This is a genomic window from Serratia ureilytica (assembly GCF_013375155.1).
GTDB lineage: Bacteria > Pseudomonadota > Gammaproteobacteria > Enterobacterales > Enterobacteriaceae > Serratia > Serratia ureilytica.
Genome location: NZ_JABXOF010000002.1, coordinates 424,293 through 437,983 on the forward strand (window position 1 = coordinate 424,293; position 13,691 = coordinate 437,983).

The 13,691-nt window shown below is 63.6% G+C and carries 12 protein-coding genes, 2 tRNA genes and 1 riboswitch; of the genes, 8 read left to right on the forward strand and 6 right to left on the reverse strand.

Annotated elements, in window-relative coordinates:
• Positions 1–234: 234 nt before the first annotated feature.
• Positions 235–1,608, forward strand: a complete 1,374-nt coding sequence (locus tag HWW83_RS05405) for an MFS transporter (RefSeq protein WP_176589058.1) — start codon at positions 235–237, stop codon at positions 1,606–1,608.
• Positions 1,609–1,720: 112 nt separating this feature from the next.
• On the opposite strand, the gene HWW83_RS05410 is transcribed toward HWW83_RS05405, so the two are convergent.
• A tRNA-Ser gene (locus HWW83_RS05410) sits at positions 1,721–1,810 on the reverse strand.
• A gap of 92 nt (positions 1,811–1,902) precedes the next feature.
• On the opposite strand from HWW83_RS05410, the gene mtfA reads away from it, so the two are divergent.
• Positions 1,903–2,703 (forward strand): DgsA anti-repressor MtfA, encoded by an 801-nt coding sequence (mtfA, locus tag HWW83_RS05415; protein ID WP_060660527.1) that lies wholly within the window; start codon positions 1,903–1,905, stop codon positions 2,701–2,703.
• A 99-nt stretch (positions 2,704–2,802) separates the two neighbouring features.
• Positions 2,803–2,878, forward strand: a tRNA-Asn gene (locus tag HWW83_RS05420).
• 54 nt (positions 2,879–2,932) lie between these two features.
• Here HWW83_RS05420 and gap read toward each other — a convergent pair.
• The 4 genes from gap to HWW83_RS05440 form a co-directional block, all read right to left on the reverse strand.
• Positions 2,933–3,943, reverse strand: coding sequence for a type I glyceraldehyde-3-phosphate dehydrogenase (gene gap / locus HWW83_RS05425; RefSeq protein WP_176589059.1), 1,011 nt, complete (start codon positions 3,941–3,943; stop codon positions 2,933–2,935).
• 77 nt (positions 3,944–4,020) lie between these two features.
• On the reverse strand, positions 4,021–4,995 hold the full coding sequence (locus tag HWW83_RS05430) for a GlxA family transcriptional regulator (RefSeq protein WP_033644315.1): 975 nt from the start codon (positions 4,993–4,995) through the stop codon (positions 4,021–4,023).
• Positions 4,996–5,120: 125 nt separating this feature from the next.
• Positions 5,121–5,855, reverse strand: a complete 735-nt coding sequence (locus HWW83_RS05435) for an SDR family NAD(P)-dependent oxidoreductase (RefSeq protein ID WP_176589060.1) — start codon at positions 5,853–5,855, stop codon at positions 5,121–5,123.
• A gap of 12 nt (positions 5,856–5,867) precedes the next feature.
• Positions 5,868–6,890, reverse strand: a complete 1,023-nt coding sequence (locus HWW83_RS05440) for an LLM class flavin-dependent oxidoreductase (protein ID WP_129992874.1) — start codon at positions 6,888–6,890, stop codon at positions 5,868–5,870.
• Positions 6,891–7,039: 149 nt separating this feature from the next.
• Positions 7,040–7,142: riboswitch (TPP riboswitch) on the forward strand.
• 62 nt (positions 7,143–7,204) lie between these two features.
• Here HWW83_RS05440 and HWW83_RS05445 point away from each other — a divergent pair.
• The 4 genes from HWW83_RS05445 to HWW83_RS05460 are packed head-to-tail and all read left to right on the forward strand — an operon-like array spanning position 7,205 to position 10,360.
• Positions 7,205–7,888 carry a TenA family protein gene (locus tag HWW83_RS05445; protein ID WP_099782194.1) on the forward strand — a complete coding sequence of 228 codons (684 nt, stop codon included), beginning with the start codon at positions 7,205–7,207 and terminating at the stop codon, positions 7,886–7,888.
• On the forward strand, positions 7,885–8,625 hold the full coding sequence (locus HWW83_RS05450; protein WP_129992873.1) for an ABC transporter ATP-binding protein: 741 nt from the start codon (positions 7,885–7,887) through the stop codon (positions 8,623–8,625). Before HWW83_RS05445 ends, HWW83_RS05450 begins: the two co-directional genes overlap by 4 nt.
• On the forward strand, positions 8,622–9,389 hold the full coding sequence (locus HWW83_RS05455; RefSeq protein WP_129992872.1) for an ABC transporter permease: 768 nt from the start codon (positions 8,622–8,624) through the stop codon (positions 9,387–9,389). The genes HWW83_RS05450 and HWW83_RS05455 overlap by 4 nt, the downstream gene beginning before the upstream one ends.
• 35 nt (positions 9,390–9,424) lie before the next feature.
• Positions 9,425–10,360 carry an ABC transporter substrate-binding protein gene (locus HWW83_RS05460; protein ID WP_176589061.1) on the forward strand — a complete coding sequence of 312 codons (936 nt, stop codon included), beginning with the start codon at positions 9,425–9,427 and terminating at the stop codon, positions 10,358–10,360.
• On the opposite strand, the gene HWW83_RS05465 is transcribed toward HWW83_RS05460, so the two are convergent.
• Entirely contained in the window at positions 10,361–11,101 is a 741-nt protein-coding gene (locus HWW83_RS05465; RefSeq protein ID WP_176589062.1) for a transporter substrate-binding domain-containing protein, read from the reverse strand. It lies immediately after the preceding gene.
• 284 nt (positions 11,102–11,385) lie between these two features.
• Between HWW83_RS05465 and opgB the strand changes: the two genes are divergently transcribed.
• Complete coding sequence (gene opgB / locus HWW83_RS05470) at positions 11,386–13,689, forward strand: phosphatidylglycerol--membrane-oligosaccharide glycerophosphotransferase (protein ID WP_046687404.1); 2,304 nt, start codon at positions 11,386–11,388, stop codon at positions 13,687–13,689.
• Positions 13,690–13,691: the final 2 nt, after the last annotated feature.

The window sequence follows — 13,691 nt, forward strand, 5'->3', positions numbered from 1 at the left end:
CCTGTTCTTCCATCTTACTGAAAAGGTTAATGATCGCGCTCACACTCTCAGTGGCCTCCGGCGCCGCCATTCTCACGGCAATCCCTTTTCATAACATAAAGTTAACACTGCCTCGTCATTCACCGCCGGCTCAATTGTCCGATAAACGCACATTTTTTCGATTATCGCCGTTTAACGTCCGCCCAGGGGCTGCTTATAGTGATGACACTCAACTACTGCACCGGGGGCACCTCCATGTCGGGAAACAACGCAATCAATGTTCGGGCGCTGATCGACGACCGCCCGTTAGGCAAATGGCAAAAGATGATCGTGCTGCTCGGCTTTTGCATCATTGCTCTGGATGGATTCGATATCGTTATCATGGGATTTATTGCGCCAGAGCTTAAGGCGGATTGGCAAATCACTAACCGCGAACTGGGGCTGGTGATCAGCGCGGCGCTGATTGGCCTGTCGCTGGGCGCGATGCTATCCGGGCCATTGTCAGACAGATTCGGCCGCAAAGTCGTCATCATCAACAGCGTGTTCTTTTTTGGCGTTTGGACGCTGGTGACGGCGTTTTCTCAAAATATGGAGCAGATGATGTTATTTCGCCTGCTCACCGGATTGGGGCTCGGCGCCGCCATGCCGAATGTCGGCACCCTGGTGGCGGAGTTCGCGCCCGCCCGACGCCGCGCTTTCTTGATTACCGTGGTTTTCTGCGGCTTCACCTTTGGCGCCGCCTTGGGCGGATTCGCCGCGTCCTGGCTGATGCCGCGCTTCGGCTGGCATGCCGTGCTGCTGCTCGGCGGGATCTTGCCCCTGCTGTTCGCGCCCGTGCTGATGGCGGCGTTACCCGAATCGGTGTGTTTCCTGGTGGCGAAACGGGCAGATCAGGGCGGCATTCAGCGCATTCTGGCGAAACTGGCGCCCGATCGCGATTTTCGACATTCTACCGTCGTTCTGCCCCCGCCGGGCCAGGTCTGCACTCATCCGGTTAAACTGGTGGTGAGCGCACGGTACCGCTTCGGCAGTTTAATGCTGTGGGGCGCGTATTTTAGCGCGCTGTTTCTGTACTACACCTTAGGCAGTTGGCTGCCGCTGCTGATTAAAGACAGCGGTTTCAACATCGCGCAAGCGGCGGTCATCACCGCGCTGTTTCAGGCGGGCGGGACATTAGGGTCGCTATTTTCCGGGTGGTTGATGGACAGATCCGAACCGCATCGCGCGTTGGCGTCGATTTATGGGTTGGGGGCGCTGTTCACTCTGCTGATGGGGATGGCGATGGGTTACCCCCTCCTGATGGGCGGCTGCGCGATGGCCATCGGGTTCTGCATCGGGGGCGCCAACACCGGCATGAACGCGTTGTCGGCCAGCTTTTACCCCACCGAAGCGCGAGCCACCGGCTCCAGCTGGATGCACGGCATCGGCCGTTTGGGCGCTATCTTAAGCGCGCTGGCCGGGGCTGAAATGCTGGCGCTCGGTTGGAGCTTCAGCACCATTTTCGCCGTCCTGGCGCTGCCCGCCCTGCTGACGGTGGCGATGATCGTCGCCAAGCGGCGTCATCAGGCGCGTCAAGCGACAGAGCATCAATATACCGCCTATCTGGATGCGCGTTCGAATGATGTTTGATTGCGTCGGGAAATAATCGAGAACAAAGGGGAAGGCGTGTCGGCCTGCAGGGCCGGGGCGCTTTAACTGTGATGGGGATCGTTGAAAGATTTTTTCGTAAGTGATTGAATAATGGCGGAGAGAGGGGGATTTGAACCCCCGGTAGAGTTGCCCCTACTCCAGTTTTCGAGACTGGTCCGTTCAGCCGCTCCGGCATCTCTCCTGACAACGCTTGCTATCATGCCCGCTTTTACGGCATTTTTACAGCATTAGCATACCGCTGAACGTTCAAGTGACGACTTTACGAGCAACCTGATGATTAAATGGCCGTGGAAAGCGACTCAACCTTCTCACCCCGAGGCGGACACCCAGGCACAGTGGCGGGACGCGCTGGCGATCCCGCTGCTCTCGCCGCTGAATGAGCAGGAGCAGCAGCGGCTGGTGGCCGTTGCCGGGCAGATCTTGCAGCAAAAGCGCATCGTGCCGCTGCAGGGGCTGCAGCTCACCTCGCAAATGCAGGCGCGCATCGCCCTGCTGTTCGCCTTACCGGTGCTGGAACTCGGCGCGGAGTGCCTCGACGGCTTCAACGAAATTCTGCTCTACCCCACCCCGTTCGTGGTGGAAGACGAATGGCAGGACGAAATTGGCCTGGTGCACTCGGGGCCGGTGGTGCAGTCCGGCCAAAGCTGGGAACAGGGGCCGATCGTGCTCAACTGGCAAGACGTGCAGGACTCTTTCGACCTTTCCGGTTTTAATCTGGTGATCCACGAAGCGGTACACAAGCTGGATATGCGCAACGGCGGCGTCGCCACCGGCGTGCCGCCGATCCCGCTGCGCGAGGTGGCCGCCTGGGAACATGATCTGCACGCCGCGATGGAAAGCCTGCAGGACGAGATCGACATGGTCGGCGAAGAGGCCGCCAGCATGGATGCCTACGCCGCCACCGATGCGGCCGAGTGCTTCGCCGTGCTGTCGGAGTACTTCTTCAGCGCCCCCGAGCTGCTGGCCGAACGCTTCCCGGCGCTGTATCAGCACTTTTGCCGCTTCTACCGCCAGGATCCGCTGGCGCGCCTGCTGCGCGCCCAGGCAGAAAACGACGCGCAATGGGCTGATTGACGGGCTTATTGCTCAGATACCGAGCAGTCGCACCGCCTGGGGCAATTTAGCGTTGACACACCTGGGGCCGCTGGATATCATGCGCCCCGTTCACACGATTCCTCTGTAGTTCAGTCGGTAGAACGGCGGACTGTTAATCCGTATGTCACTGGTTCGAGTCCAGTCAGAGGAGCCATATTTAGAGAAGCCCGCTTAAGGAAACTTAAGCGGGCTTTTTGCTATGGGGCGTTTACAGCCCGCGTTTTTCCATCAGCAGAGCCAGATCGACCAACCGATTGGAGAAGCCCCATTCGTTGTCATACCAGGCGAGCACTTTCACCAGGTTGCCGCCGATGACCAGCGTAGACAAACCGTCGATAATCGACGAACGCACATCGCCCCGGTAGTCGCTCGACACCAGCGGTTCATCGCTGTACCCCAGGACCCCTTTCAGCGGGCCGGACGCCGCCGCCGCGCGGAAAGCGGCGTTGATCTCTTCCACCGTCGCCGGGCGTTTCAGCGTCACCGTCAGATCGACAATGGAAACCACCGGCACCGGCACCCGCAGTGAATAACCGGTCAGGCGGCCGTCCAGTTCGGGGATCACCTTGCCGAGCGCCTTGGCCGCACCGCTGGAGTAAGGCACGATAGACTCCGCCGCCGCCCGCGCGCCACGCAGATCTTTTTCCGGCTGATCGTGCAGCGCCTGGCTGTTGGTATAGGCGTGAGTGGTGTTCATCAGCCCGTATTCGATGCCGAACGCCTGATGCAGCACCTGTGCGGCGGGCGCCAGCCCGTTGGTGGTGCAGCTGCCGTTGCTGACCACCTTATGCAGCGCCGGATCGTAGAGGTGATCGTTAACCCCCATCACCAGCGTGATGTCATCGTTCTTGGCCGGCGCCGAGATAATCACCCGCTTGGCGCCGCCGTGCGTGATGTGCACTTCCGCCTTGGCCTTGTCGGTAAAGAAGCCCGTCGCTTCGATCACCACTTCCACGCCCACGCTGTGCCAGGGGATCTCGGCGGGATCGCGCTGCGAAAACACCTGAATCGGCCGGCCGTCCAGCAGCAGCTGGTTGTCGCCGGCTTCGACCCTGGCCGCCAGGGTGCCGGAAAGCGTGTCGTATTTCAGCAGGTGCGCCAGCGTCTTGCTGTCGGTCAGATCGTTGATCGCCACCACTTCAAAATCGCTGCGCCCCAGCGCCGCGCGCAGCACGTTGCGTCCGATCCTGCCGAATCCATTAATGCCTACTCTCACCATGATGCACTCCTCGTTTTGGGCTTTGCCTCAACTCTAGCCCTGCCCCGAAGCGGCGTAAATGACGTTTACCGATCAATTTACGCCAAATTGCGCGCATGAAAGCGTTCGCGGTATTCACTCGGGGTCAGCTGCAGTTTTCGCTCAAACACCCGCCGCAGGTTAAGGCCGTTGCCAAAGCCGGTGGCCAGGGCGATCTGTTCGATGCCTTGCGCACTCTGCTCCAGGCGCTGTCTGGCGGTATGCAACCGCCCTTCTTCGACGAATTTGGCGGGAGAAATGCCCGTCTCGCGGGTGAACACGCGGGTAAAGTTGCGCGGGCTCATCGCCACGCGTTCGGCCAACCGTTCAACGCTGAGATCGTCGGCGAGATTCTCCAGGATCCAGGACTGCAGGTCGCGGATCGGGCCCGGCGATTTGGCCTGGTTGAGCGGGTAGCGGCTGAACTGCGCCTGCCCGCCGGGGCGGCGCAGAAACATCACCAGATCCTGCGCCACTTCACGCGCCTGCACGAAGCCGTAGTCGTCCTCCACCAGCGCCAGCGTCAGGTCGAAGCCGGAGCTGACGCCGCCGGAGGTCCAAATCGGCCCGTCCTGCACGTAGATCGGGCCGTTTTCGACCTGCACCTGCGGGAAACGCGCCTGCAGCGTTTCCGCCAGTCGCCAGTGGGTGGTCGCCCGCCGTCCGTCCAGCAACCCGGCTTCGGCCAGCAACAGTGCGCCGCCGCAAACGGAGGCGATACGGCGCGTCTGCGGCGCCGCGCGGCGCAGCCAATCCGCCACCAGGGCGCCCTCTTCTTCGCTCGCCCCTTTGCCGGCGACGATCACGGTATCGCGCGGCAGGCGCGGATCGAGATCCGCCAGGCGATGGTCGGCCAACAGGCTCAGCCCGGACAGGCCGTGCACCACCCGATGAGACTGCGTGGTGGCGACCGCGATCTGATACAGCGGCGTCTCGGCGGCACTCAGGCGATTAGCCTGCATCAGGATATCGGCGATGCCCGCCGCTTCGAACAGCATGCCCCCTTCAGGGACGATAATCAGGAATGTGTGCATGGCGATAATAGAGAGAACGGTCAAAACAGGTCAGGAAGCCACTGTATAAGAAAAGCGCCGTCGGTTCACCCTGCAGGCATAAAAAAGCCCGCCGGCAACCCGACGGGCCTGGAAGGAATAGCCATTTAAACCTGCGGCAAGCTCACCCCGCCGGCGCGCGCCAATTGCGCCAGCAGCGCCGTTTGAAACGCCTCGTCGTGTACCGCCGCGTGAGGCTCGAAGCGCTGCTGATGATGCCAATAGCCGCCGGAGGCCAGGGCCTGCGGTTCATCGCTGCTCACCAGCCATGCCTGCGTCACATGCCCCAGCGCCAGATCGTCGGGCGCGTCCGCGCCGCCCATTTTGGTCGGCACCCAGCCGGGATCGACCGCGCTGCTGATGACGTCGGGCCACAGGCACGCCACGGCGGCGGCCAGCGTGGTGACGAACAGCTTGCTGTCCGAATAAGAACCTGCGGCGCCGCCAAGCCAGTCTACGCCGTTCAGCTCCGCCACGCCGTCAAAGTGCATACTGCTGCTCAGGTAGACGATACGCGTGGGGCGTTCGATCAGGGCCGTCAGCAGGTAGGGCGCTATGACGTTCACCGGCATCACCTGCGGCCCGGTAAACATACCGGCATTGTGGATCACCGCGTCCGGACGGCCGAGGCGATTGACCTGCTCGGCAAGCTGCCGAGTCTGCTGCACATCGGACAAATCGCCGATCGCCGCCTGTGCACCGCGATCCAGCAGATCGCGCACCGCGTCCAGACGGCCGGGTGCGCGCGCATGCAGAATCACCTGATGCCCTTCGTCCAACAGCGTTTGCGCGGCGGCGCGGCCCAGCCCGTCCACCGAACCGGTAATGAAAATGCGTGACATGCCATCCTCCGTTTAGCGCCAGCCGAGCGCCGGCGCGACATGGGTTAAAATCGATTCGATCACGTGGGCGTTGTAATCCACGCCCAGCTGGTTAGGCACGGTCAGCAGCAGCGTATCCGCTTCGGCGATGGCCTCGTCCTGCGCCAGCTGCTCGATCAACACGTCCGGCTCGGCGGCATAGCTGCGGCCGAAGATCGCCCGGGTCTGCGCGTCGATATATCCGAGCTGATCGCCCTCCTTGCCACCGCCGCCGAAGTAGTTGCGATCCCGCTGATCCACCAGCGCGAAGATGCTGCGGCTCACGGAAACCCGCGGCTCATGCGCGTGGCCGGCCTCTTGCCAGGCGGCGCGGTAGGCGCGGATCTGCTTGGCCTGCTGGATGTGGAAGGGTTCGCCGGTCTCGTCGTTCTTGAGCGTCGAGCTTTGCAGGTTCATGCCCAGCTTCGCCGCCCAGACGGCGGTGGCGTTCGAACCGGCGCCCCACCAGATGCGGTCGCGCAGCCCGGCGGAAAACGGCTCCGGCCGCAGCAGCCCGGGCGGATTCGGGAACATCGGCTGCGGATTGGGTTCAGCGAACCCTTCGCCGCGCAGCGCTTCCAGGAACACTTCGGTATGGCGGCGGGCCATGTCCGCGTCGGTTTCGCCGTCGGCCGGGGCATAGCCGAAATAGCGCCAGCCGTCGATGACCTGCTCCGGCGAGCCGCGGCTGATGCCAAGCTGCAGCCGCCCGCCGGCGATCAGATCCGCCGCGCCGGCGTCTTCCACCATGTACAGCGGGTTTTCATAGCGCATGTCGATCACACCGGTGCCGATCTCGATGCGTTGGGTTTTGGCGCCGATGGCGGCCAGCAGCGGGAACGGCGATCCCAGCTGACGCGCGAAATGGTGCACGCGAAAATAGGCGCCGTCCGCGCCCAGATCTTCGGCGGCGACCGCCAGATCGATGGACTGCAGCAGTGCATCCGCCGCTGAACGGGTGCCGGACTGGGCGGAAGGCGTCCAGTGGCCAAACGAGAGAAAACCAATCTTTTTCATCGGGCATCATCCTCAAAGGCAAAACATGGGCCTACAGTGACAAAAATCGCGCGCCTTGCGCCAGCAAAATCGCCCCCGATCGCACTAAACGAACCGATTGCCGCCGCGCCGCCCGGCGATTGTAATCAAAAAACAAATGTCGTATAACAAGCAGCTCCGAGGGGTGTCCTGTTACGGGCTGAGATGGCGTAAGCCGAACCCTTTGAACCTGATCTGGGTCATGCCAGCGAAGGGACGGTTAGGCAACCGCGCGATCACCCGTTGCCTGTTCATACCTCAGCGTGCCCGGATCTCCACTGACTCAAGGAGGTCCCATGTCCATCACCACCCTGTTCGAAAGCGGCCTTTACGGCCGGCTGCGCCAACAGGCCGGCAGCCACTGGCAAAATTACGTCGATCACCCGTTTCTGCAGCAGTTGGCCGCCGGCACCTTGCCTGAACGCGCTTTTCGCCGTTACCTGACCCAAGACTACCTGTTCCTGTTGCACTTCGCCCGCGCCTACGCGCTGCTGGTCAGCAAGCTGCGCACCCTGCCGGAAATGCGCGCCGCCACCGCCTCGCTCAACGGCATCGTCGCCGAGCTGCCGCTGCACGTGGCCTACTGCGCCGAATGGGGGCTGAGCGAAGCGCAGATCGCCGCCCAGCCGGAGGCGGCGGAAACCATGAACTACACCCGCTACGTGCTGGACATCGGCCATGCCGGCGACGCCCTCGATCTGCTGGCCGGCCTGCTGCCCTGCGTGGCCGGCTATGCCGAAATCGGCCTGCGGCTGCTGCACGATCCCGCCACGCAAATGGAGGGCAATCCTTACGCCTCCTGGATCCGCAACTACGGCGACGAGGGCTATCTGGCCGGCGTGCGCGCCGCCATCGAACTGCTGGAAACCGTCGGCCACCAGCGCGGCGCACAAAGCCGCTTTACCGAGCTGGCGCAGATTTTCACCACCGCCACCCAGCTGGAAGCGGCATTTTGGCAAATGGGGCTGAACGCCTCATGACCTCCCCGCGCCTCCCGCCCGGCATCCAGGTGCGGGATCTCACTCTGCGCTTCGGTCAACAGACGATCTTTGAGCGGCTGAGCTTCGACATCGCCGGCGGCAGCTTCGTCTCCCTGCTCGGCGCCAGCGGCGCCGGCAAAACCAGCCTGCTGAAGATCATCGCCGGGCTGGCGCAGGCCAGCTCGGGCACGGTGAGCGGCAGCGACGGCCTGCCGATCGCCGGGCGCATCGCCTACATGGGGCAAAAAGACCTGCTCTACCCGTGGCTGACCGTCGAGGAGAACGTCGCCCTCGGCTCGCGGCTGCGCGGCGAAACGCCGGACCGGGCGTGGGTGGCGCACCTGCTGGAGCGCGTGGGCCTGGCCGCGCATGGCCGCAGCCTGCCCGCCGCGCTGTCCGGCGGCATGCGCCAGCGCGCCGCCATCGCCCGCACGCTCTACGAACGCCAGCCGATCGTGCTGATGGACGAACCCTTTTCCGCACTGGACGCCATTACCCGCGCCGAGATCCAGAGCCTGGCCGCCGAACTGCTGACGCAAAACACCGTGCTGCTGATCACCCACGATCCGATGGAGGCCTGCCGCCTGAGCCACCGGCTGCTGGTGCTGTCGCCCTGGCCGCTGGGCCTCGACGATAGCCACCGCATCAGCGGGCAGCCGCCGCGCGCACCGGATGACGCCGACCTGCTGAGAAGCCAGGCCGAACTGCTGCAGCAGCTGGTGAGGGCCGCGCAATGAATATTCCCAAAGAGCGTGGGCTTACCCGCCTGCGGCGTGGGCTGACGGTGTTTGCCGGCCTGCTGCTGCTGTGGTGGCTGGCAGCGCAAAGCGGCATTCCGGCCTTTCTGCTGCCCACGCCGGGCGCGGTGGCGCAGGCGCTGTGGGACGGGCGCGGCTATCTCGCCTGGCACACGCTGGTCACGGCTTCGGAGATCGTCAGCGGGCTGGTGCTGGGCGTGTTGCTCGGCGCGGCGCTGGCGCTGTGCATGATCTTCTCGCCGCGCCTGCAGCGCTGGCTGATGCCACTGGTGGTCACCAGCCAGGCGATACCGGTGTTCGCCCTGGCCCCATTGCTGGTGCTGTGGTTCGGCTTCGGCATGAGCGCCAAAGTGGCGATGGCGGTGCTGGTGATCTTCTTCCCGGTGGTGTCGGCCTTTTTCGACGGGCTGCGCCGGGTCAACAACGACTATCTCGATCTAGCGCGCACGATGCGCGCTTCGCGCTGGGCGCAGCTGCGGCACGTGCGGCTGATGGCGGCGCTGCCGGCCTTCGGCTCCGGCCTGCGCATGGCCGCCGCCGTCGCGCCGATCGGCGCCATCATCGGCGAATGGGTCGGCTCGGCCGAAGGGCTGGGCTACGTGATGCTGAACGCCAACGCGCGCATGCAGACCGACGTCTGCTTCGCCGCGCTGTTTATTTTGGTGCTGATGACCGTGCTGCTGTGGGCCGCGGTGGATGCGCTGCTGCGGCGCCTGATCGCCTGGGCGCCGGAAAACGACTGATGATTGCAACCATAACCAGGGATAAAGGAACGACCATGATCAAACAAACCCTCTGCGGGCTGCTGCTCGGCGCCGCCATCACCGGCCAGGCCGGCGCGGCCGAGAAGCTGACGCTGGTGCTCGACTGGTACATCAACCCCGATCACGCGCCGATTATGGTGGCCGAGCAGATCGGCGCCTTCAAGGCCGCAGGGCTGGACGTCAAGATCGTGCCGCCGTCCGATCCGGCGCTGCCGCCGCGGCTGGTGGCCGCCAAACAGGCCGACCTCGCCATCACCTATCAGCCGCAGCTGCATTTCTTCGCCGATCAGGGCCTGCCGCTGATGCGCGTCGGCACGCTGATTAACACGCCGCTGAATACGGTGATCGCGCTGGACAAAAACATCACGTCGCCGGCGGATCTCAAGGGCAAAACGGTGGGCTACTCGGTCAGCGGCATCGAACAAGCGACGCTGGCCACCATGGTCGAGCACGAGCACCTCAAGCCGCAGGACATCAAGCTCATCAACGTCAACTTCCAGCTGACCAGCGCCCTGCTGGCGGGCCAGGTCGATGCGGTGATCGGCGGCTATCGCAATATCGAAGCGCTGGAGCTGAAGCTGCAGGGCAAAAAGCCGGTGGTGTTCAACGTCGAAGATTACGGCGTGCCTGCCTACGACGAGCTGATCATCGTCGCCCACCGCGATGCGGTGAACGAGCCGAAAATTCGCAAGTTCCTCGCCGCGCTGAAGCAAGGCAGCGACTACCTGCATGCGCACCCGCAGGACACCTGGCTGGCGTTCGCCAAGGCGCACCCGGAGCTGAATACCGAGCTGAACAAACAGGCGTGGCAAGCCAGCCTGCCGCTGTTCGCACGCGATCCGGCCAAGTTGGATCGCGCACGCTACCAGGCTTACGAACAGTTCCTGTTCGACAACAAGCTGATCAAGAAAATCACCCCGGTGGAACAGTACGCGGTGGAGCTGGACTGATCACACCGAGGCGGCCGGCGGCGCCACCGTCACCTCGCCCTGGCCGCTGCGCTGCAAGGCCGCCTTCACCAGTCCGTTGGCCTTGCAGCGCTCGATAAACGCGTTCACGTAGGCGGCGCCCTGCGTTTTTTGCCTCGGCACCGCCATCGCCTGGCGGATAGCGGTGAAATGCCCCTCCAGCACCCGGTAGCCGGGCTGGGCGGCGGCGGCGGCCAGCAGCGGCTGACGCACGCCGGCCGCCGCCTCCAGCCCGCGTTCGAAAAACAGCGCGATCGCCTCGGCGGAAGTAGCCGCCCGCACCAGCTGCGCCTGCTGCAGCGTGCGCGACAAAAACAGATCGTACGCCGCCCCCTGGCCGACCGCGATGCGCACCTCCGGCCGATCGAGCTGCGCCGCCTCAAAGTAAGGCGCGTCGTTCGCCACCAGGTAAGTCCCCTCGATGATCACGTAGGGTTCGCTGAAAGCGATTTGCGCCGCACGCACCGGCTCGATAGCCATAAACGCCAGGTTCCAGGCGCCGCTGTCCAGGTCGGCGAACACCTTGCCCGCCGCGTCATAGGTGACCAGTTCGAGCGCCACGTCCAGTTCGCGAGCCAGCGCGGCGGCCAGCTCCACCGAAGCGCCTTGCGGTTTACCGCCGGGCCCGGCCTGCGCCAGCACCGGATTGCCGAGATTGATCGCCGCGCGCAACACGCCTTGCGGGGCCAGATCGTCGAGTACCGCGGCGGGAATCGTCTGCATACTTCCTCCTGAATGACTGATGGACGCGCCGTCGTGGCGCTCATTAAGCGTAGAGCGAAACCTCCGACCAGCAAGATTTCGCCGCCGCGGCCGCCGCCACGTGATTAACGTCACACTATTGTCATAAAAATGTACAATAGCCGCCGACCGTCGGCCGGAGCGGGACATCGCGCGTTGTTCCGCCGCCGACAATAGGCTATACCCTTCACTTTTCGCGCCGCGGCACGGTCGGCGGCGCAGACCAGGGCAGCAACGTTTTTTTCCAATCAGACAAGGTTTGGCGGATGGTTCTCGCAGTCGTTTCGTTTGTTCTTTTTTTGGCGTCGATCTTGATTTATCGCACCCGGGCCGCCGCCAACCGCTGGTGGTTCGCCATTCTGCTGACGCTGCTCGGCAGCTATCTGGTGCTGAACGTCATTCTGATCGCCAGCAACTACTTCACCGGCGACGGCATCACCGATGCGGTGATCTACACCGTCACCAGCAGCCTCAAAGGCGCGGGCATCAGCAAATACGTGCTGCCGTTCATCGGCCTGCTGGCGGCGCTGGGGCTTATCTTCGCGGTGCTGGCCCGCAGCCTGCTGCGCCGCAAGGCCAAAGGCAGCAGCGTGGCCTACAGCCTCGTCGCCGTGCTGCTGGCGCTGTTTTCGGTCGGCACCACCCCGGCGTTTCAGGACATCTCGCTGCTGGTCAAGAGCCAGATCGTCGGCGATACCGCCGATTTCACCACCTACTACAAGGCGCCGAAAAAGACCGTGCAGGGCAAACGGCCGAATCTGGTGTACATCTATGCCGAGAGCCTGGAGCGCACCTACTTCGATACCGAGCTGTTTCCCGGCCTGGCCGACGAGCTGAACGCCCTGCGCGCAGACAGCATCGATTTCAGCAACACCCAGCAATTGCCGGGCACCGGTTACACCATCGCCGGCATGGTCGCCTCACAGTGCGGCATTCCGCTGTTCGCGCCCTTCGACGGCAACGCCTCCAGCGCGGTCTCCACCTTCTACCCGGAGAACGTCTGCCTGGGCGACGTGCTGAAGGCCGCCGGCTACAGCAACTCTTTCTATCAGGGCGCCGAGTTGGCGTTCGCCGGCAAAGACACCTTCCTGAAATCCCACGGCTTCGACCACGTTTACGGTTTCAAAGAGCTGCGCGAACAGGTCGCCGATCCGAGCTACAAAAACGACTGGGGCTGGTACGACGACAGCGTGCTGGACGTGGTGTACGGCAAGTTCGTCGAGCTGTCCAAACAGCGCCAGCCGTTCTCGCTGTTTACCCTGACCGTCGATACCCATCACCCGGACGGTTTTATCTCCGCCGGCTGCAGCAAGAAAAGCTACGCCTGGCAGAACAAGGAAAACCGCTCGCTGAGCGCGGTGGCCTGCAGCCAGCAACACATCGCCGCGCTGATCGACAAAATCAAACGCTCGCCCTATTTCAGCAACACCGTGATCGTGGTGTCCTCCGATCATCTGGCGATGAACAACACCGCCTACGACATCCTGACCAAACAGAAGCGCCGCAACCTGTTCTTTATCATCGACGGCACCCGGCCGCAGGCGGAGCAGCGCAACGAGAAACGCAGCACGCTGGATAACGGCGCCACGGTGCTGGACGTGATGGGCGGTGACAACTATATCGGCCTCGGCCGCAGCAGCCTGTCGGCGCCGTCGCTGTCTACGGTGTTCCTGAATATCGAAGAGAAAATCAACGGCTGGAAACCGGCGGTGATCAATCAGTGGGGCCTGCCGAACCGCATCAGCGACTACAGCGTGGACACGCGCCAGCGCAGCTTCAGCTTCTCCGGCGTCACCTACAAGGTGCCGTTCATCCTGCGGGTGGGCGACAACCGCATCGAACCGATGTTCAACGTCTACCTCTCCACCCCGCTGCGCAAGCAGCTGGCCGGGCTGGGGGCGGGGGAGAAATTCGTCTGGGTCGATAAATGCTACGAGATCGGCCGGGTCTGGGCGCCGCAGCTGGCGCTGAGCACCGACATCTGCGTGGCCTCCGGCACCCTGGCCTCGCCGCCGCAGATCGTGCAGGCCAGCGGCGAGCGCTTCCGCGGCAAGGTGAACTTTACCGGCCCGGCGGCGGACAGCGTCGCCGATTACCAAAACGCCGTCGCCCGCCTGCAGGTGGACGACGCGGCGATGAAGTACCGGGCGGACGCCATCGAGTTCATGCTGCCCGGCATGCCGGAACAGGTGAAAGCCATTACCGGCGTCTCCGCCGTCGAGGAGTGGGGCCGCTGGTCCGACGCCAACCTGGCGCCGGCGGTCGACATCGATTATGTCGATCCGCTGCCGAAAACCTTCGATCTGGTGCTGCGCGCCCGCGCCTACGGCAACAACGTCGGCGAACCGATTTCGGTGCGCGTCGGCGACGAAGAGCGCTTCGTGTCGCTCGGCGAGCAGGACAGCACCGTCACCCTGCGTTTCGACAACCCGCGCGGCGCGCAGAAGATCAGCATTACCCCGCCGGCACCGACCGAGCCGAAAGAGAGCGCCAGCGGCGGCTTCACGCCGAAGAAGCTGGGCATCGGCCTGGTATCGCTGAAGGTCGAAGCGGCCGCTCCCGCCTCCTGATC